Source organism: Kosakonia sp. MH5, from assembly GCF_009935945.1.
Taxonomy (GTDB): domain Bacteria; phylum Pseudomonadota; class Gammaproteobacteria; order Enterobacterales; family Enterobacteriaceae; genus Kosakonia; species Kosakonia radicincitans.
This window is the reverse complement of the sequence record NZ_QODH01000002.1, coordinates 635288-656124: the sequence shown is the minus strand read 5'-3', so window position 1 is coordinate 656124 and position 20837 is coordinate 635288. Positions and strand designations below refer to the sequence as shown.

General features: G+C 50.7%; 15 protein-coding genes, 1 tRNA gene and 2 pseudogenes. 11 read left to right on the top strand and 7 right to left on the bottom strand.

Going from position 1 to position 20837, the window contains the following annotated elements; translation table 11 throughout:
- Positions 1–120: 120 nt before the first annotated feature.
- Both DK872_RS09405 and DK872_RS09400 read right to left on the bottom strand, forming a co-directional pair.
- The gene (locus DK872_RS09405) at positions 121–1341 is read right to left on the bottom strand and encodes a hypothetical protein (protein WP_007371381.1); all 1221 of its coding nucleotides are present in this window, start codon (positions 1339–1341) and stop codon (positions 121–123) included.
- Complete coding sequence (locus DK872_RS09400) at positions 1338–2162, bottom strand: mannosyl-3-phosphoglycerate phosphatase-related protein (RefSeq protein ID WP_007371380.1); 825 nt, start codon at positions 2160–2162, stop codon at positions 1338–1340. The genes DK872_RS09405 and DK872_RS09400 overlap by 4 nt, the downstream gene beginning before the upstream one ends.
- Positions 2163–3449: 1287 nt before the next feature.
- On the opposite strand from DK872_RS09400, the gene DK872_RS09395 reads away from it, so the two are divergent.
- The 5 genes and pseudogenes from DK872_RS09395 (at position 3450) to DK872_RS09375 (ending at position 8858) form a co-directional block, all read left to right on the top strand.
- Positions 3450–3638, top strand: coding sequence for a YjfB family protein (locus DK872_RS09395; protein WP_007371378.1), 189 nt, complete (start codon positions 3450–3452; stop codon positions 3636–3638).
- Positions 3639–3796: 158 nt separating this feature from the next.
- Positions 3797–4473: pseudogene (locus tag DK872_RS09390) on the top strand (TetR family transcriptional regulator C-terminal domain-containing protein).
- 30 nt (positions 4474–4503) lie between these two features.
- A complete protein-coding gene (locus DK872_RS09385) occupies positions 4504–5481 on the top strand; it encodes an MDR family oxidoreductase (RefSeq protein WP_161518277.1) in 978 nt (325 codons plus the stop codon).
- Between the two features lie 130 nt (positions 5482–5611).
- On the top strand, positions 5612–7066 hold the full coding sequence (locus tag DK872_RS09380) for an AMP nucleosidase (RefSeq protein WP_035890079.1): 1455 nt from the start codon (positions 5612–5614) through the stop codon (positions 7064–7066).
- Positions 7067–7082: 16 nt separating this feature from the next.
- Positions 7083–8858, top strand: a complete 1776-nt coding sequence (locus DK872_RS09375) for an aminopeptidase P family protein (protein WP_161518276.1) — start codon at positions 7083–7085, stop codon at positions 8856–8858.
- A gap of 154 nt (positions 8859–9012) precedes the next feature.
- Here DK872_RS09375 and DK872_RS09370 read toward each other — a convergent pair whose 3' ends face one another.
- The gene (locus tag DK872_RS09370) at positions 9013–9633 is read right to left on the bottom strand and encodes a TetR/AcrR family transcriptional regulator (protein ID WP_107146597.1); all 621 of its coding nucleotides are present in this window, start codon (positions 9631–9633) and stop codon (positions 9013–9015) included.
- A 131-nt stretch (positions 9634–9764) separates the two neighbouring features.
- Between DK872_RS09370 and DK872_RS09365 the strand changes: the two genes are divergently transcribed.
- The 5 genes and pseudogenes from DK872_RS09365 to DK872_RS09345 all read left to right on the top strand — a co-directional run bounded on the left by DK872_RS09365 (position 9765) and on the right by DK872_RS09345 (position 17450).
- Entirely contained in the window at positions 9765–11600 is a 1836-nt protein-coding gene (locus DK872_RS09365) for an FUSC family protein (protein ID WP_161518275.1), read from the top strand.
- Positions 11597–13069 (top strand): aldehyde dehydrogenase family protein, encoded by a 1473-nt coding sequence (locus tag DK872_RS09360; RefSeq protein WP_035942197.1) that lies wholly within the window; start codon positions 11597–11599, stop codon positions 13067–13069. The genes DK872_RS09365 and DK872_RS09360 overlap by 4 nt, the downstream gene beginning before the upstream one ends.
- Positions 13070–13188: 119 nt before the next feature.
- Positions 13189–14643 carry a carotenoid oxygenase family protein gene (locus DK872_RS09355; protein WP_161518274.1) on the top strand — a complete coding sequence of 485 codons (1455 nt, stop codon included), beginning with the start codon at positions 13189–13191 and terminating at the stop codon, positions 14641–14643.
- A gap of 213 nt (positions 14644–14856) precedes the next feature.
- A pseudogene (locus tag DK872_RS09350) lies at positions 14857–15037 on the top strand (integrase core domain-containing protein); the annotation flags it as partial.
- A gap of 442 nt (positions 15038–15479) precedes the next feature.
- A complete protein-coding gene (locus DK872_RS09345) occupies positions 15480–17450 on the top strand; it encodes a TonB-dependent receptor domain-containing protein (RefSeq protein ID WP_161518273.1) in 1971 nt (656 codons plus the stop codon).
- Between the two features lie 32 nt (positions 17451–17482).
- On the opposite strand, the gene DK872_RS09340 is transcribed toward DK872_RS09345, so the two are convergent.
- Complete coding sequence (locus tag DK872_RS09340) at positions 17483–18298, bottom strand: helix-turn-helix domain-containing protein (RefSeq protein WP_035890092.1); 816 nt, start codon at positions 18296–18298, stop codon at positions 17483–17485.
- Between the two features lie 371 nt (positions 18299–18669).
- Between DK872_RS09340 and DK872_RS09335 the strand changes: the two genes are divergently transcribed.
- Positions 18670–19566 carry a helix-turn-helix domain-containing protein gene (locus DK872_RS09335; protein WP_071921016.1) on the top strand — a complete coding sequence of 299 codons (897 nt, stop codon included), beginning with the start codon at positions 18670–18672 and terminating at the stop codon, positions 19564–19566.
- A gap of 94 nt (positions 19567–19660) precedes the next feature.
- Here DK872_RS09335 and DK872_RS27975 read toward each other — a convergent pair whose 3' ends face one another.
- From DK872_RS27975 to DK872_RS09320, 3 genes are all read right to left on the bottom strand, one after another.
- Positions 19661–19888 carry a transcriptional repressor gene (locus DK872_RS27975; RefSeq protein ID WP_227136855.1) on the bottom strand — a complete coding sequence of 76 codons (228 nt, stop codon included), beginning with the start codon at positions 19886–19888 and terminating at the stop codon, positions 19661–19663.
- An 80-nt stretch (positions 19889–19968) separates the two neighbouring features.
- Entirely contained in the window at positions 19969–20394 is a 426-nt protein-coding gene (locus DK872_RS09325) for a hypothetical protein (protein WP_051644088.1), read from the bottom strand.
- 306 nt (positions 20395–20700) lie between these two features.
- Positions 20701–20776, bottom strand: a tRNA-Asn gene (locus DK872_RS09320).
- Positions 20777–20837 lie beyond the last annotated feature (61 nt).

Below are 20837 nucleotides of genomic sequence, written 5' to 3'. Positions count from 1 at the left end.
ATATTCCAGACGCTTGCCATATCAATAGCCCCACAAATAACGCCAGTTTTTTGTTCTTGCACCATCCAGCGAAACAGCAAAACCTGCTGCACTGGGATGGGCTATCGCTCATGTGGAAGATTAGACATTCCCTCTATTATCCTCTTCCACTGCCTGACTGATACGTTGCAGGATATCCGGAAAAGCGGACTGAACACGGCTCCAGCTGGGTATGAAGGGTTTCTCGTTCGGCCGTTTAATAAATGCCTCCCCTGCATCAAGGATTGCCTGGGTGAACATTTCCACCGCTGCCTCTTCAACATGCCGGTCAAAACTGAGGCCATTCATTATGGCTTCGTGGTTGTAGATCTCCATCATATCCAGCGCATTGCGATAGTAGGTCGCTTTCAGCACGCGAAATGAATCACCGGTAAGGGGTACTCCCATGGTTGCCAGCTTGCGCAGCAGCGACTGCACAATGTCATTACTCATGCGTTTTAGCCCGCCGGTGCCATCTTCCTCCGCCAACGGCTGATGTTTGTGATCGTAATTATCGGTGATTTCGACCTGACAAGTCTGACGCGTGGTGTAGTTCCTGTAGATCTCTGATAACACGCCAATCTCTAATCCCCAGTCGCCGGGGATCCTGATGCCATTCAGCACGCGTGTGCGCATGGCGAACTCACCTGACAGCGGATAACGGAAACTGGTGAGATAGTCCAGGTATTCAGAATGGCCATACACTTTTTGCAGTGAACGCAAAAGTGGACCAACGAGCAAACGACCGACGCGCCCATTCAGTTTGCCGCCCTCAGCCCGGGCATAAAACCCCTTGCAAAACTCATACTGAAACGCCGGGTTGGCCAGCGGATACAGCAGGCGCGCCAGCATTCCGCGCTCGTAGGTGGTGATGTCGCAATCATGCAATGCTACACAGTGGGTGCGATCGGAAGCCAGCGTATAACCCGCACAGAACCAGACGTTGCGCCCTTTGCCTGGCTGTTCTGGCGCCAGGCCTTCTTTGCCCAGTTCGTCAGCCAGGCTCTTAAGGCGGGGACCGTCATTCCACAGAATGCGATGCCGCTGCGGTAGCCGGGAGAAAAACTCGCGCGCAAAGAGGAACTGCTGGCGATCGGCGCGATCAAGGCCAACCACAATTTCTTCCAGCCAGGGGACTTTCGCCAGCTCACTGACGATATTATCCATAGCCGGACCCTCCAGCTCTGAGAATAACGCAGGCAGAATCAACCCCATTTTTCGTTTTTGGGCAAAGCGAACCATCTCCTCTTCGAGGGATTCGACACTCCGGCGGGTAAGATTGTGAAAGTTAGTCAGTACACCATTCTGGTAAAAATCACTCATTGTTTATCCTCCGGTCTGGCACCCATTGCAGGGTTTAATAAAAAATAATCCAGCCCCTCACGCCAGCCTTCCGGGCCAGCAAGGGTGGTGTAATAAACGTGTTCTTCGTCAGCACGCGGCAAAACCACAGATTTTGTGCCTGTTCCCTTAATCACTACCGCATAATCGACGCGCGTCAGCATGGGGATATCGTTCGGGCCATCGCCTAACCCCATCGTAATCCGTGGTTTGCCCTCCTGCCGTTCAAGCTGTTGCTGCAACCAGACCAACGCATGGCCTTTGTCACAACCTTCAGGCATAACATGCCAGAAACGTCCACCGCGGGTTAAGGCAAGCCCATACCCTGCCAGCGCAATACGGAAATCCTCGAGCCGTTGTTCATCATCTCGCCATAGCAGCACTTCCGATGCATCGCGCAGACGGCTCAGATGTGCCTCCGCCAGCGTCAGGCCCGTAGCGTCAGCGACATCCGCATCGCTTAGCTCATGAAAACCGGTAAAACAGAACCGGTGCCTGAGCGCTTCCAGATTCCGGCATAGCACACGGTACTCCTCGCCTGGGGTATCGGCTCCTGTCGCCTCCCCCGTCATCACGATACGGGCACCGTTTTCAGCAATAAACGGCGAACCCGCAATACCGAGCTGTTCCTGTAGCGGAACGATTTCTGCTGCGGTTTTGCTGGAACAGATGATTACCGGGATGCGAAATTGTTTCAGGCGTGCAAGCCACTGGCGGGCAGCATTCCAGTTGTAGTCATGATGATCCAGTAATGAGCCATCAAGGTCGCTTACAATCAGCAAGGAAGAATCAAGAGAGAGCATCATTACTCCTTCTGGCATACCCAGAGAAAACGAGTTAACGGTGCAATAAAAATCACCAATAAATGAGTTTTAAATCTTAGACCGATTATTATCATCGAATCATGAAAATAAATATTCAGTTACAATCGCTGCCATCGTTTTCCGACATAATTTAGTCCGCGACGCTCTCTTATGACTGTGTGGTCTTCTTATATTCCGGTGAGCTGACTCCCGGCGGTGCTGGTCAGTTTTACAATACGGGCGGGAGGATAATGTGAATATCAACAACGACAAGCTCAATAATTACATCCCGAATAGATATTGCGGAATAAAATTTCATCCAGCAAGCAAATCTAGTGTGATTTATCCTGTAAAGTGCACGCTGCATAAAATGTAAAATCACGCCGCCAGTTAGGATAAATCCTATTATTATGCTTGCTCTGAAATCTTATGGAACTTTTTTATTTAACTCTCAGATGATAAGATTTTGCCGTTGCTATGGTATGGCATTAATTAATATAACTCATTTTATACGAAGGCGGTTCTTTATTAAACGAAAGTATAGTATGCGTATTAGCTGAAACACTATTTTTAATATAATAAAAACATTTCTGCCTGCACCAGGGCGATCTGTCAGGGTGTAGATTTGTTGTCACAGATAACTCATATACGCGGTAGTTGCGACACTGTGAGAGTTTTTTATTTGTATCATGGTCTGCATCGAAAAATGTGGCTCTAATAAAGAATTTTAGAATATTTAATTTCTTAGCTACTTACTGGTAAAACCGCTCCCAGCCAGTGAAGCCAAATTGCAGCGATGTTTTCCTTTACCACCAGCTTCTGTTTCCTGGTAAATACTCTACCGCTATCAGATGGGGTGGGAATTGGAGACATAACAGTGATTCCTCGTTTTTTGTGCAAAGAAAATGGCGCGCTGAGTATTCGCCTTATGGCCAGCAGCACCTTCTGCACAGCCGGAAAGATGCTGTGCCGTAGCGGAACAGATCACAGCGAGCGATGAAGGCGAAACGTTCGGCCAGTTGTCTCTGTTTCATTACGATCTGCCCGAAAAAATAACCATCCGGATTTCCTGCCTCAACGAAAAAACCCGTATTCAGACGACCCACGTCTGTTTATAAAAATGCTTCTTTTCACTGTTTCCCCAATTGTTTACGGAGAAAAAGGGGGGGTTTGGCCTGCGTTATCCGCGCTCCGCCTAAAGATTCACCACCTGCTGCCGATAAATTCTGTGCAGTTATATTCACAACTGTTCTTTGGTTGTTTTTTCCACAACACAGGATGATCGACATGGACCCGATACAAATTGCCTCTCTGGCCAGCAGCCTGGACTCCTATCAGCTTGATAGCCAGGTCAGTACGCTGGTACTCAAAAAGGCGCTGGATGCTCAGCAGTCAATGGCTTCCGATATCATTCAGCAGATCCCGCAGTTACCATCCAACCCGGCAATTGGTCGTAATATCAATACCACGGCCTAATCCGGTCTACCCGCAGGCGTGAAAGGGAAGCCACTGCGCCAGTCGGTAAAATACCTCTGCAAGGCCCGTCATTGTGCGGGCCTTTTTCCTGCTCTTCGCTTGCTTAGCCTTCACAAACGGCGTAGCCTACAGCGAATTAAAACCAATCGGTCTAAATTATGAGTAGCGAAACGGCAGCGCGGGCAAAACCCCGTCGCGGACGGCCGCCAAAGGTAGAACGCGATTTCACGGATACCCGCCAGGAGCTGATTCGTTCTGGCCTCGAAGTGATCACCGAAACCGGCTATTTGTCGGCCGGCATTGATGCGGTGATCAAAAACATCGCCGTGCCAAAGGGCTCGTTCTACCACTGCTTCAAGAGCAAGCAGGAATTCGGTATGGCGGTGATCGACGCCTATGGCCGCTTTTTCGCACATAAACTCGACAAATTTTTACTCGATACGCAACTCGCCCCGCTGCAACGGATAGAGGCCTTCGTGCTGCATGCCGGTCAGGGGATGGCGAAATACGATTTCCGTCGCGGCTGCCTGGTCGGCAACCTGCTACAGGAAACACCGCTTTTACCGGAAGCCTTCCCCGAACGCCTGCAGGCGATCCTCCAGGAATGGGAAAGCCGCGTCGCACGCTGCCTGGACGAGGCAAAACTGCGCGACGAGCTGGCGACAGATGCACCGCCCAGCGAACTGGCGCGCCAGTTCTGGTCCGGCTGGGAAGGCGCAGTAATGCGCGCCAAACTGTTCCGCTCTGTGGAGCCCCTCAACCAGTTCTGGACGTTCTTCCGGCACAGTATTACAGCTAAATAACACCTGCACAGGACGGCAAAACTGCCGAATAATCAACGTTATCCGACGAGGAAAACGCAGTCATGAAAGCATTAGTTCTGGAACAGCTTGAGAATAAAACCCTGGCGGAAGTCAAAGACGTGGCGCTGCCTGCGCTGGCCGAGGGTGATGTCCGGGTCGATATTGACTGGTCCAGTCTCAACTACAAAGACGCGCTGGCCATCACTGGTAAAGGCAAAATCATTCGCCAGTTCCCGATGGTGCCAGGCATCGATTTTTCCGGCCGCGTCAGCGAAAGCCGCGATCCGCGTTTTGTACCGGGCCAGGCGGTCATTCTCACCGGTTGGGGCGTGGGTGAAAACCACTGGGGCGGCCTTGCGGCGCAGGCCTGCGTGAAAGGCGACTGGCTGGTGCCTCTGCCGGAAAGTTTAAGCGCGCGTCAGGCGATGATCATCGGTACCGCTGGTTTTACCGCCATGCTGTGCGTCATGGCATTGCAGGAAGCCGGGGTGAAACCGCAGTATGGCACGGTGCTCGTCACCGGCGCGAGCGGCGGCGTGGGCAGCACCGCCGTGGTACTGCTGAAAGCTCTGGGTTACACCGTGGCCGCCGTTACTGGCCGCGAATCGACCCACGATTTCCTGCGCCAGTTGGGTGCTGACGAGATCCTGCCACGCAGCGAATTCGAACAGACGCGCCCGCTGGAGAAACAACTGTGGGCCGGTGCGATCGATACCGTCGGCAGCCATATGCTGGCAAAAGTGCTGGCGCAGACCAACTATGGCGGTTGCGTGGCGGCCTGTGGCCTGGCGGGCGGTTTCGATCTACCGACGACCGTGATGCCGTTTATCCTGCGCAACGTGCGTCTGCAAGGCGTGGATTCAGTCATGGTGCCGACGGCGCAACGTCCGGCAGTATGGGAAAATCTCGCCCGCATCCTGCCGCAGAGCTACTACCAGCAGGCGGCGACTGAAATCGCGCTGGAACAAGCCCCGGCAACCGCCGCCGATTTCCTGCAAAACAAAATCCAGGGCCGCACGCTGGTGAAAATCAGCGGCTAACCCCTTTCCCGGCGCGCACTGTTGCGCCGGGCGCTTCCCCCGTTTCCTCTGAATCCCTGTCCGCACGGCTTTTGTTTCACATTCCTGTGACATACTATCGGGAACCGCCGCAGAAGCAGACAAGGAGATAATGATGAATAAAGGTGCACACCTGACACCTGAGCAGGCGCTGGATCAACTGGAGGCGCTGTACGACCGCTCGGTCAACGCACTGCGCCACGCCATTGGCCGCTATATTGAAAACGGTGAACTCCCGGCGGCTGAAGCCCGCGCACAAGGGTTGTTCGTCTACCCATCGCTGTCGGTAAGCTGGAATGGCAGCGCAACAAAACCGCCAAAAACCCGCGCTTATGCCCGCTTCACCCACTCCGGCTGCTACACCACCACCGTCACCCGCCCTGCACTGTTTCGCGCCTATTTACTCGAACAATTAACATTACTGTGCCAGGACTACGGCGCGCAGATCGAAGTGGGTCTTTCAGCCCATGAGATCCCCTACCCGTATGTGATTGATGGCTCCGAGCTGACGCTGGATCGCTCGATGAGCGCCGGTCTGACGCGCCACTTCCCGACCACCGAGCTGGCGCAGATTGGCGATGAAACCGCTGATGGCCTGTTCCACCCGACCGAGCTGTATCCGCTGTCGCATTTTGATGCCCGCCGCGTGGATTTTTCGCTGGCGCGCCTGCGCCACTACACCGGCACGCCGGTCGAGCATTTCCAGCCGTTTGTGCTGTTCACCAACTACACCCGCTATGTGGATGAGTTTGTGCGCTGGGGTTGCAACCAAATCCTCGATCCAGAAAGCCCCTATGTTGCGCTCTCCTGCGCGGGCGGGCACTGGATCACCGCCGATACCGAAGCGCCGGAGCAGGCGATTTCCGATCTGGCATGGAAAAAACATCAGATGCCAGCCTGGCACCTGGTGACCGCAGACGGCCAGGGGATCACGCTGGTGAATATTGGCGTCGGGCCGTCAAACGCCAAAACCATCTGCGATCACCTCGCCGTGCTGCGCCCGGATGTCTGGCTGATGATTGGCCACTGTGGCGGATTGCGTGAAAGCCAGGAGATTGGCGATTACGTGCTGGCGCACGCTTATCTGCGCGACGACCATGTGTTGGATGCGGTACTGCCGCCGGATATCCCGATCCCGAGCATCGCCGAAGTACAGCGCGCATTGTACGACGCCACCAAAGCAGTGAGCGATATGCCAGGCGAAGAGGTCAAACAACGCCTGCGTACCGGTACTGTAGTGACCACCGACGATCGTAACTGGGAGCTGCGCTATTCCGCCTCGGCGCTGCGTTTTAACCTGAGCCGCGCCGTGGCGATTGATATGGAAAGCGCCACCATTGCCGCACAGGGTTACCGCTTCCGTGTGCCTTATGGCACGCTGCTGTGCGTGTCGGATAAACCGCTGCACGGCGAGATCAAACTGCCCGGCCAGGCAAACCGTTTTTATGAAGGGGCAATTTCCGAGCACCTGCAAATTGGTATTCGCGCGATTGACCTGCTGCGGGCGGAGGGCGATCGCCTGCACTCCCGTAAGCTGCGCACCTTCAACGAACCGCCGTTCAGATAAGAAAAAAGGACTCACTATGCAAACCCCAACACCGTTACAGGCGTTACGCGACCAGCTTGTCGCGCTGGAGCTTGACGGTATCATTGTGCCGCGCGCCGATGCGCATCAAAGCGAAGACTGCGCCCCGCACGATAATAAATTACAGTGGCTCACCGGTTTTACCGGCTCGGCCGGGCTGGCGCTGGTACTGCGCGATCGCGCGTTAATGTTTGTCGATGGTCGCTACCAGGTGCAGGTACGCAGCGAAGTGGATCTGCATGCCTTTGAAATCCATCACCTGCACAACGAGCCGCTCGATCAGGTTCTTGCTTCGTTGCCTGCAGGAAGTCGCATCGGTTTCGAACCGCTGCTGATGGTCAACAGCCAGTTCACCGCTCTTGACGCCACGCATTGTGAACTGGTGGCGCTGACGCACGATCCGTTCGCTGCCATCTGGCGCGATCGCCCGGCAGCACCCTGCGGCGTGATCCGTGAAATGCCCGTCGCCATCAGTGGAGAAAGCAGTGCCGATAAACGCGCGCGTATTGCGCAAGTGCTGGCGGCGAAAGGGGCGGATTATCTCGCCATCACCCTGCCGGATAATATTGCCTGGCTGCTGAATATCCGCGGCTCCGACATTGCGATGAACCCGGTGGCGCACTCTTTTGCTCTGCTGAGCCGTGATGGCGCGGTGGAGTGGTTTGTCGATCCGCGCAAAACAGCGGCTCTGTCTGCTGAACTGAAGGCCACGCTGACGCTGAACGATTTCGATGCCTTTCTGCCGCGCTGCCAGCAGATTGCGCCGGGCAAACGCATCCTGCTCGACGGTGATTTTGCCCCCGTCGCTCTGCGTTTTGCTATCGAACAACAGGGTGGTGAAGTGCTGTGGAGCGCGGATCCGATCACCTTTATCAAAGCGCATAAAAATCCGGTGGAGCTGGCGGGCTACCGTGAAAGCCACCAGCAGGATGGCGCGGCGTGGGTGAATTTTCTGGCGTGGCTGGCGCAGGAAGTTCCGGCGCGTGAAGCTGCGGGTAACCCGGTCACCGAACTGGAAGCTCAGCAGAAGCAACTGGAATTTCGCCAGCAGCAGGTCGGGTTTATCGAGCAGAGTTTCAGTACCATTTCGGCCTCTGCCAGCAACGCCGCCATGTGCCACTATCACAGCAGCGAGAAAACCAACAAAGCCATCACCCGCGCGAATTTTTACCTGAACGACTCCGGCGGCCAGTACCAGAACGGCACCACTGACGCCACGCGTACCCTGTCGTTTAGCCCGCTGGACGCGCAACAGCGCCTGCACTACACCGCCGTGCTGAAAGGCTTTTTGTCGATGTTTACTCTGCAATTCCCTGCCGGAACGCACGGCCATCAGCTTGATGCCTTTGCCCGCCGCGCGCTCTGGGATCTGGGGCTGGATTTCGATCACGGCACCGGACACGGCGTCGGTCACCAGTTGCTGATCCACGAACAGCCGCAGCGCATTGCCAAAAAGGTCAACCCGTGGCCGCTCAGTGCCGGTAATATTATGACCATCGAACCGGGTTACTATCTGGCGGATCGCTACGGTATTCGTATCGAAAATCAGGTGGAAGTGGTGGAAAGCCAGCCCGGTTTCTGCCGCTTCTCATCCCTGACGCTGATCCCCATCGATTTGAGCCAGGTGGAGTGGAACCTGCTGAGCGAACAGGAGAAACAGTGGCTGGATGATTATCACCAGCAGGTGCGTGAAATACTGTTGCCGCGGGTCAGCAGCAACGCCCGCGAGTGGCTGATTGCCGCCACCGCGCCGCTGCGCGTGCAGGCAAGCTAACTCATGGCGCCGGGGCAACCCGGTGCTGATGGTTGCTGAACGCTGAAAAGCAAAAAGCCTGCGCGTAAGCAGGCTTTTTAAATTACCGCATGCACAGCGGCTCGGGCAGTTGATTGCCGCGGCGTGTCGGGGAGATCGGGCTTTCCGTCTGGCCCTACCCTTTATGGCGGTGTGTCTGTGTCGCATCATACGCAGGCAGGAACGCCTCGATTGCGGCGTCAACCGCTTCCCGGCGGGTTTCTTCGGCAGGCTGCTGATCCAATCCCCACAACTGGCGTTCGACCAGGCCTGCCTCGCACAATGCCTTGAAATACAGTCCGGTTCGACGCAACTCGGCCTGGCGTAACAACCCGCGTTGCATCAGGTTGTCGAGCACGTTGCAGATCGAGATCAGTGTCTGGCGTGGGCCATTCTCGTAGAAAATGCGGCTCAACTGCGGGTAACGCCCAGCCTCACCGATGACTAAGCGGTTCAGGTTGATGACTTCTGGCCGAGTGACAAGGTCCAGATAGGCCATGCCCAGGCGCTGCAAGGTCGCTTGTAGTCCATCCTCCCTGGATGTTTCCAACGTCTCGATAACACCTTTCCCTGCCTCCGCAGCGAAAGCTCCGAACAATTCATCCTTGTTCGGGAAGTAGCTGTAAAGCGTGACTTTGGACGCGCCAGCCTCGGCGGCAATCGCTTCCATCGTTACTGTACCGAACCCATGTTCGATGAACAGTTTGCCCGCCGCCTGCACGAAGCTCAGGCGGCGGGCCTCAGTTTTCCTACGCATTTGCAGATCCTGTCTCAGTGGATTTTTAGGTAATGGTAGCCCAAAAATGAACGACATCGTACAAATATATTGACCGCACGACGCCTTGTGCTTAAATTGAACGAAGTCGTTCAATTATAGGTGTTGCGATCGTGGTCAAACCCGCCCTCCATCTCCCCTCACCTCAAGAAAAGGCTCCCATCGCTTTGCTTGAGCCTCCTGTTGAAAAAAGGATCAATGGAGAGGAGCGTCCAGGGGAGAAGCCAGCACTCTTCTCGTTGCGAACCACCCTTGCCGCGCTGCTGGCACTGACCGTCGCCAACGCCCTGGGGATAGATCATCCCTGGTGGGCTGCGATGACGGTCTGGCTGGTCGCCCAGCCGACACGCGGCCTTCTGCTCGAACGGGCCTTTGCACGTATGGTCGGCTCTGCTGTCGGGGCAGCAACCGGCGCTGTGATCTTGCTTGAGCTGGGCGGGCAGCCCGTCCCGTCGTTGTTCGCGCTCGCGCTCTGGCTGATGCTGTGTGCGGGACCTGGCAGCTTGTTTCGCCACTTCCGCAACTATGGCTTCGTGCTGGCTGGCTACACCGCCGCGATCGTTGTGCTGTTCGGCCTGGGCGATGGCATACACGATGGGCATATGGCGAGGGATCGCGTCATATGCACGATGCTTGGCATCGTTTGCTCTGCACTGGCGTCGATCTATGGCGTCCCGAAAGGGCGCAGCGAATATGTAGCCGAATGTGTGGATGGATTGATGCAGCGGTGCCTGGATCGGGTGGAACAGTACCTGCGGTATGGCAGCTCTTTCCCTTCGGCACAGACTCTCATTGCCAACATCGCGGCCCTGGAGCGCAGCGTGGACAACGACGCCGCAGGATCGCTGCGCGGACGCTGGAAGGCGTCTGAAGTACGGCAAATCTCTGGCCTGTTGCTGGAATTGATCGCGCTGACGCCCGAAGACGGGAACACACGGAACATTCCGGCATTCGGCAGTGCGTCCGTCGAAGAACGGGTCACTCATCTTTCCAGGTTTTGCCAGCTTCTGACCGGCTCGCAGCTATCGGCTACACAGTCAAGTGTTGTGCCTCTGGCATCGGTGCTCGATGAACTGTCGGAGGTCTTGCACCAGCCCGGTACAGGATGGTCGCAGGCGGCATTTCGCGGTTTCGATCTGCGCTCAGCGTTACGGTCCGCCGCACGCCCCGTCATAGCGTTGATGCTTACCGCTGCGTTCTGGCGGTTCTCCGGCTGGCAGGCTGGTGCCATGATGGTAATGACGGCGACCCTCTTTGCATCGCTGTTTTCAGCGCATGAGCGAGGGAATGAAGCTCTGGTTCATGTCCTGATCGGTTCAACGATCGGTGCGCCTGTCGGCACCCTGGTCCATTTGTTCCTGTTGCCACAGGTTGAGGATTTCCGGGGCGTCCTGATCTGCTTAGCGCCTTTCCTGGCGCTGGGTGCCTGGCTGATGCGTCGTCCGTCCACAGCCAGGATGGCGATCGACATGAATATGACGTTCCTGCTGACTGCCCAGCCGGGGAGCCATTACCTGGGTGTCGCCGAAGCACTGAACCAGTTGGCCGCCATCGTCCTTGGCGTGCTGGCAGCCGCAGCTACATATTGGTTGTTCTTACCCTCCACGCCGGAGGTACATCGTCGCAAGCTCGCCCAGCGCATCGCGGCATTGGCCGAAGTGGCGAGCCGGGCACCGACCGCATCGGCGTTGATAAAAACTCATCGTGCTCAGCGCGTTGCGCTTACGCGATTGCTCTACTTCTGCAATCCGTCGGAAAGGATGTTTACCCTGGCCCAGGAGTGCCTGGTCAAGTCGCGCCTCTTGCTCGTCCAGCGCACGCGCGGCACCGATGCAAATTCGTCCATTGTTTCCCCAACCGTGACCGCAGGTGAAGCCCTTCGCCATGCGAGCGCCGAGTTGAACGCATGTGTTGCCTTCCCATCAACCGCAGACAGGAACTCCCTATGAATCAGACCCTCACCCCTACCGCATTCACCGGCCAATACATTGCGGGCCAATGGCGCTCTGGCAGTGCCGGGACTGTCCTGCAAGACCGCAATCCCTACGACCAGTCGATCCTGACCGAGATCGTCCTGGCGACGCGGGCGGACCTGGACAGTGCCTATGTCGCTGCCGCGAATATGCAATATGAATGGGCAAGGACACTGCCCTCAGAGCGTGCCGCCGTGTTTTACCGGGCCGTCGAAATCATCGACGCACGTCACGCCGAGATCGTCGATTGGCTGATCGCCGAGTCGGGCAGTACCCGGTTGAAGGCGGAAATGGAGTGGAGCTCGGTTCGGGCCGCGACCCTGGCCGCAGCTGCCATGCCCTATCGGATAGCAGGCAGCATTCTTCCTGTGGATGTGCCAGGCAAGGAGAGCCGGGTGTACCGCCGTCCGCTGGGTGTTGTCGGCGTGATTAGCCCCTGGAACTGGCCGTTGCACCTGTCCAATCGCTCGGTGGCGCCAGCGCTGGCCCTGGGCAACAGCGTCGTGCTCAAACCTGCGGAGGATACCCCGATCACCGGCGGTCTGCTGCTGGCAAGCATCTACGAGGAGGCGGGTCTGCCGCCGGGGGTGCTCAATGTTGTCATTGGTGAAATCAGCGAGATAGGCGACGCCTTCACTCTCCATCCAATCCCGAAATTCATCTCCTTTACCGGCTCGACCCGCGTGGGCCGTCGCATCGGGGAGTTGGCTGTTACAGGCCCAACGCTCAAGCGCGTCGGTCTGGAACTGGGTGGTAATGCGCCGTTCGTGGTGCTCGATGACGCGAATCTGGAACGTGCGGTGGACGCTGCAATCGTTGGCCGTTTCCTGCACCAGGGCCAAATCTGCATGAGCAGCAATCGCATCATCGTTGAAGCTGGAATCTACCCGCGATTCGTGGACGCCTTCGTTGAGCGAGCCCGCAACTTGAAGGTCGGCGATCCGAGGCAGGCTGATACGGTGATCGGCCCCTTGATTAACCAAAAGCAGCTCGATGGCGCCCTTGCGCGCCTGAAAGCAGCAAAAGACGCTGGCATCCGTCAGCTGCTGGGTGCGCCCCATGAAGGGTTGTTACTACCGCCTCAGGTCTTCGCCGACGTACCCAACGATTCGGATCTGGCGCAGACCGAACAGTTCGCGCCCATCGCGCCGCTGATCCGTGCCGTGCACGAGGAGGACGCGCTGCGTATTGCCAATGCCACCGAGTTCGGGCTTTCGAGCGCGGTGTTCACCAGCAACGAAGCCCGTGGCGTGCGCTTCGCGCAGGGGATCGACGCTGGCATGACCCACATTAACGACATTACCCCCAATGACGAGGCCAACGTGATGTTCGGCGGAGAAAAGAACAGCGGAATCGGCCGCTTCAACAGCGACTGGATCATCGCAGAACTCACCACCGACCACTGGGTCAGCGTGCAGCAAGAACCACGTACCTATCCGTTCTGAATGGTTCCATGGCGCAGTTGTCTTCCTCTGCACCATGGATAGCACCGAGGAAGACAACCCATCAATGAGGCGCTTGCGAGCGCAGTTTTGTAGGCAAGAAAACAACAGAGGTATTTGTCATGTGGACTAAAAAGAACCCTTTCCTGCGAGGTCCGTACGAGCCGCTCTACACCGAGTATAAGGTCAACGAACTGCATGTCGAGGGAAGTATCCCCAGGGAACTAAAAGGCACGTTGTACCGGGTTGCCAGCAACCAACAATTCGAGCCTCTCAATCCCGACAAATTCCATTGGTTCGATGGCGACGGCATGGTTCATGCGTTCCGGTTGGAGGATGGTAAAGCCAGCTACAGCAACCGGTTTGTCGAAACTGAAGGCCTCAAGGTCGAGCGCGGGGCGGGCAAGGCGCTCTACAACGGGATCATGGGTTATAGCAATACACCACAGCCACCGCTGCCAGAAGGTGCTCCCAGGATCAAAGCCACGGCAAATATCAACGTGATTCGGCTGGGCGACAAACTTCTCGCCATGCACGAGGTCGAGCATCACTATTGGGAATTAGACCCGGTGACGCTCGAAACGCTTGGCACGTTCAATTTCAATGGACAAGTCGAAGGCATGCTCACCGCCCATCCGCATTTCGATTTGGTGACGAAGGAATGGATCTTCTATGCCCTGGATAACGAAAATCACTTTGTAGAGTGCTTCTCGACCGACGTGGATGGCACTATCACGGCCAGACACCGTGTCCCCTTGTCGTTCACGCCGTGGAATCACGACGTCATTTTCACCAGGCAGCACTACATCTTCTTCTTCGGTCTGATCAGTTGGCGGCCATGGTCGGACGAGCTGATCCAGAAGGGGAAGAGCTCGTGGTTCGTCGCCCCTGGCCAGGATCGCAATGCACGTATCCTGTTCGTCGATCGCAAGACTGGCGAAGCAATCTGGCTGCATCCGGAAAACTCGGAATACATGATCGGCCACTTCCTCAATGCTTATCAGGATGAGGAAGATACGATTATCGACGCCAGCACCACGCCGGTATCTAACGCGATTCTGCAGTTCAATCCTTCGGACTACTATCCGTTCCCTCTGGTAGACGGTCCATCGGCATTCGAGCAACCGCAGCTGTGGCGCTTTGTGATCAACCTCAGGCAGGGCACGGTAAGGCACCACCGGATCGGTGATTTCTCTGCCGAATTCGTACGCCCTAACGAGACCATCCTGGGCTCCCCCCACCGCTACGGTTATATGGCTGGCGTCCATGACCCGAAGCCTGAATCGCGCGGGTTCAACTGTCTGATCAAGCACGACTATCAGACCGGGACGACCGAGTTCCAGCACGTCACCCGCGAGCTCGACCTGGTTGTAGGAGAACCGATCTTCGTGCCGCATCCGGAGGCGAAGGAGGAAGACCACGGATGGATTCTCGCCGTGTGGTATCACCCGCTCAGGAATGCCAGCGAGTTGGTCATCCTCGATGCGACGGACTTTTCCGGTAAACCGGTGGCCCGCATCAAGCTGGACCACCATGTCCCGCAGGGATTCCACGGAAACTGGATCGCCGACCGATAACTGGCCGGCAACAAAGGGGCAGCAAAATCGCTGTCCCTTTGTGCTTCGTGGGAATCATGTTTCATCAAGCCCAGGGGCATCAGATGAAAAGGAGCGTGCCCATGATTGCATACCTGGCTTCACTCGCAATCGGCCTGCGGGTCGGTGACCGGCTCCCCGTTGACTTGAAGAGGAAAACGCGCCTCAGAAGCTGCTCGCCGAAGCCATGCTGGATATCACCGCCGCTTTCACGATGAATACCTGAATGAGCATTGGTTCAGCGATATTGTTCACGCCAGGAATATCATTAATGACTCGCCCACATTCAGCACTGAATTATCAGACGCCGTCAGAGTTTGCGGTACAGTGGCGAAACGGGAAATTAGGCAGTAATAGAGCAGATGTTACTAATTGATCGTTGTATCTGATACTGGGATCTGGTCATGGGATGAGTAAAAAAATAACCAATAAATTCCATGATATTTCTCGTCATAGCCTCACCATCAATGTTTATTAACAAATAATTATCATTGGTTTTTACATATGGAACGTAGTTTGTTTCAGTCATGATAGTTTTCCATTCCGCCATAATGGCGTGCAGAAATGAGCGCTCATATTCGCCCTCCCCACATAACATCATGATAAATATATAAATTTATTAATTAAACTCAAGTGAAGATAAAACTGCACCCTCTGCATGGCTGGAATAAAGAATAATATGGCTGAAATTAATAATGCGGACGGTCTTCTGGCCCTTTAAATTACTATCTCTTAAATGCTTATGATTATCATTATCACATGTGGTGATTTTTCAAGGGCTCTTGGGTTTGAAAAAATAAAAAAATTGGGGAGATAGTATGAGGAAATACAGAATTTCACCTATTAGTATAAGTTTGATATGTCTGGTTACACCGCTTTCTTTTTTCGTTAACGCTACAGATAATGATAATACAATTATTGTCTCAGCAAATGCCAATGGACAAGCCAGTAGTACAGAACAAGCACCGGCATCAGTTACCTCAATTTCCCAAAATCAATTAGAAAAGAAACCGTATCGTGATATTGCGGATATGCTCCAGGGGATTCCGGGTGTTACGACAACCGTCGGTGGAGACCATAAAGAAATAAATATACGAGGTATGGGTTCTGCATATACGCTCTATCTGATCGACGGAATGAGAATTGACTCCAGAGATAGCAGTCGATTATTTGATGGTTCTGGTCAGATGAATGCCTGGATTCCTCCTGTTTCTGCTATTGATCATATAGAGGTTATTAGGGGGCCGATGTCATCGCTTTATGGTTCTGATGCCATTGGTGGCGTAATTAATATTATTACAAAGAAAAATGCAAAAAAATGGCAGGGTAGCATCGGAAGTAATTTGACTGTGCAGGAACATAGTGATTCCGGTGATATTTTTCAGAATGATTTTTTTGTTACAGGACCATTGGTAGATAATATCCTTTCAATGCAAGCCTATGGTAGTTATTCAAAGCGTGATGAAGACGAAATTTATAATGGATATCGTGGCAGCAAAAGAGAAAACGTGACAGGGAAAGTTACCTATACTCCTACCGATGAACAAGAGATTTCGCTCACTGCTAACCATACACAGCAGGATATTAGTCAGATGGTTGGAAAATCCATCAGTCCGGAGTGTACATATTACTCTGGCTGCCCTTCTGATTTTCGTAAAAAAGCAAAGGTAAATCGGTTCTCTGTCAATCATGTGGGCTACTGGGCTATTGGTAAGACTGACTCTTACATTCAGAGTGAAGATTACTCTATTAACTCACAAGATATTGATTTGAAGAATATTAATATGCGCTCTTCACTCTCCTCAAATATAGGGAGTCATATTCTTACGTTTGGTGGTGAGCTAAGCATTAAGAAATTACATGACGGTTATTCAAACCAGATTTCTGATTTAACGAATCTAAAACGGACAGAAAAATCTCTCTTTCTCGAAGATTCATGGATGACAACCGAAGACTTTACTCTGACAACCGGGGTAAGACTGGATCACGATAATCAATTTGGTGATCACTGGAGCCCACGTATGTATGGCGTGTGGAATGTAGCTTCGGACTGGACAGTAAAAGGAGGGGTAAGCAGTGGTTTTAAAGCCCCAGGAATCACTGAAACAGATCCACATTTTGGTTCAGTTTCCTATGCAGGTGATGTTTATGGTAATCCTAACCTTAAACCTGAAAAATCAATCACGCAGGAACTTGGTCTCTTATACAACAACGATGAGGGATTATCTGGTGGTGTGACATTATTTAATAATCAATTTAAAGATAAAATAACAACAACTGCGTGCCCGTCTACCCAATGCGATCCTGTTCCCAACCCATATGGGGCATATCCGCTAACATATGATAATGTAGGGAAAGCGGTTACGAGAGGGGTTGAGGCTGATCTTAATTTTCCTGTAAATGATAAAGTAACCGTTGAAAATAATTATACATATACATATTCACAACAAAAATCAGGTGAGTATAAAGGAAAACCGCTGACGAAACTTCCCAAACATCAGTTTACCAGCACGATAAATTATGAGTTAAATGAATCATTTAAAACCTGGCTTACAGTGAACTTCCGCGGAAAAGATAGTGATAATGTGGGTGGAACTGAGCAGGCAATATTACCAATCAGAGCCCCATCTTTTGCATTATTCGATTTTGGTACAGATTATAGTGTGAATAAAAATATAGATGTCAAAGCTGGCATCTCGAACCTGTTAGATAAGAAAATCAGATATGATAATTACGGATATACTGAGGATGGAAGACGCTTCTGGGTTGCAGTAAACTACGCCTTCTGATGGTGAAAGAGGGTTAATAACCCTCTTTTAAATTAAATTCTGAAAGAATTATTATTTCTAATGTTAGCATCCTGGAATTCCTTATAGTAGCTTAATGGTGGTTTGCCCAAAACTTTTTTGAACATAGTTACAAAACCACTGGTATTTTCATATCCTAAATCAAGAGCAATTGTGGTTATACTATCCCCCTGTGAAATCCTTTGGAGCGCAATGACAATGTGGAGTTGCTGTTTCCATCTGCCAAAGCTCATTCCCAGTTCCTGATGGACAAGTCGGGTAAAACTTCTTTCGCTCATATTAATTTTATTTGCCCAATCTTTAAGTTTTAAGTTATCCCCTGGATTTTTTATTAACATATTGGCTAAAGAATAGAGGCGAGATTCAGAAGGCATAGAAAGGCTCACATCCATTTTTGATGATATTTTTATCTGATCAACCAAAATATCAATAATTTTTTGCTCCGACGGCTTTATTAGTTCGTGATTAAACCCGGATGCATATATTATTAACTCACGTAAGAGTGGAGAGACAGATAACGTGCTACATTCGGAAGGTAATCCTTTAATTAAGCTGGTATCTATAAAAATACAATAACAATCTGTATTACCACTCCCTCTTGTCGAATGGAGGACATTAGTAGGTATCCATATTGCACATTGAGGCGGGATCAATCTGATACAGTTTTTCACTTCGCAAATCATCGTGCCTTTGACTGAAAAAAGAAGCTGTGCTTCGGGATGTTTGTGTGGTTTCAATTCCCAGTCATCAGAGATACTCTCTGATTTCATTGAGAAGACAGGTAATAAAGGATTTATGAATTCTGAGGGTGTATGGTCTAACGTTCTCACTGGAATTGTCTCCACCAATGGGCACTGTCTGGAATACAGACATTATGCCATTTGTTTTAATATCGGGCCAGTACAAAAGGTGTTTTTATATTTTAAATCTTAACTAAATGAGATAGTACTTAATCACTGGAAAGTCTCTTGTTATTCATGTCAGATGCATCAGTATCATTTTGTATTTTTATTATGGAGATGATTTTTAAAATCTGTGCACGCTGTGCATTCTTACTTATATTTGGCCGAGAAAGATAAAGACCTGGCTTGATTATAAAGTTATTATTACTACCTCTAATATATGATGTGTGATTTTTTAGTCGTTATGTAACTCAAGCGTTAGTCTTGTCGGTATACATTTCTTTTTAGGGTGAATATTTATGACTGATTTCTTCTATGATCTGCTTACCTGGATTGAAAATAATCTACACACCAATCTTAAAATAGAAAACATTTCAATTAAATCAGGTTACAGTAAATGGCATCTCCAGAGAATGTTTCATAAATATTTTGGAATAAGTCTTGGAAGATACATTCGAAACAGGAAAATTACGAATGCAGCCCTCCTTATAAAAATGAGTCAGCTCCCGATGGTAGAAATTTGTGTTGAAAGTGGTTTTAGTTCCCAGCAAACATTCGCTCGTTTTTTTAAGAAGTACTATGGCGTAACCCCTGGTTACTACCGTAAGACTCGATTTATATCCAGCTCTTTTTTTCAGAGAAACCTCGCCATGTCCTGGAACTTAACAGTTAAACATGAGAATATTATATTTGAGCATAATATTGTTTCTTCTATTCATGATAGAAGAAATGATTATAAAGAAGAAAAGCAAGAGTTTGTCCTTTCACAAAGAAATGAAAGCATTGAGTCTCTTTTCTATAAAAGACTAACTCGTTTCATTTTAGATTTATACGAAAAAAAATTCGTAATTTCTTCCTGCAGTGAATCCAACCATTTGACTATAACTGCTGAGTTCAAGAAAACGTTGTCAATAAAAGACCCTGTAATTTTTTTTACTGCCAGAGATGCTACGCTCTCTTCGGTTGTTACATATAATGAATTTATAAGATTTTATTATGAGGGGTACATATCTGATTTAGAAAAATTTATAAATTATGTATATTTTAATTATATGATAGAGAACAAAATAAAAAGAAGAGACTCTGATCCTGATCTTTTTTCTGGTTGTTTTTTTGAGAAAGATAATAAAGGTATTTTAAAAGGATATTATTATATCCCTTTACCAGATACGTGTCATTCAAATGATGATAAATAAATATTATTCTTTTCTTCTACGACTTGCTCGTTTTTATATGAAAGTGATAATGATTGTAACCTACAAAGGCAGGCCAGAAGTAAGCCAAATATTTTTATTTCATCGTGTCAATTAATCTATATGTTAGACGTCCATTATATTCATTCCAGCGTCGTTCAAGAATTCCTGCAGTATAGAGATCTCTTGTGACTCGATAAATTACACTCAGCGCAATTTTATGACTTTCTTTCATGAGGGAATATATTTCGGTAACCTGGAGAAATTTATTCTTGTTATTTTCCATGACATTAATAACATATTGCCTTGGTACTGTTTGCCGCATGCGTTTTCTGGTTAACATCATTAATTTTCCTGTTCTTGTTCTTTCACATAAGGGGCGAATTTAACTAAGGTGAAAATGCATTAATCTTGTTGTTTTATATTGTTAAGTAAATTATTGGCTTTGACTATTGCATTTTCCTTATCAGAAACGATTAGCATAGGATATCCCCAAAACTTTGAAAATGCTTTCGCAAAGCCTTTTAATATAATGCTTTGTTTGTTTTCTGGTACTATTTGAATTTGCGCGATTATATATTTTTTCACATTGGCTTTGTTTTTCTTAAGCCATAATGCCAATTTCATTTTTTCTTCTTTCGAATGTTCGTGTTGTTCTTCATCCTCAAATTCTGTCGCACTTATTATGACAAAAGGTATTTTCTTGCCTAAAATTTTTTCTAGCTGAATAAAACTGTTATCGTAAGCTTCGCTTTGAGAACTGCGATTCTCCATTTGGTCGACTTGTATCAGCCATACGAGAGGGAACTCCGATTCATCAATACGTAACATTTTTCTTGCCCTTTAGAAGTAAACCTAATGAGATAGATTATCATTTCCTTTATTTGTAATATTATAAATTCCAGCCATCATGTTACATGATCCGGCCTTATCAATTGAAAAAGACAGTACACGTTCTTGTGGGTACTGCACTGATTTCATTATGAGTATTTAGTGATTACTGATACAGACCGTGTGAATCAGAGGCTTTAAAAGGCTTACGAGATGGTTTGAAATTGCGGAGCAACTGTCTGCACGCGCGGCGCGCGGTAAACGCCAAAAAGCAAAAAGCCTGCTCGAAAGCAGGCTTCTTAAATATGGCTCCTCTGACTGGACTCGAACCAGTGACATACGGATTAACAGTCCGCCGTTCTACCGACTGAACTACAGAGGAATCGTGTGAACGGGGCGAATATTAACGACGCCCCTGACCCTTGTCAAAGCCTGATTTGCCT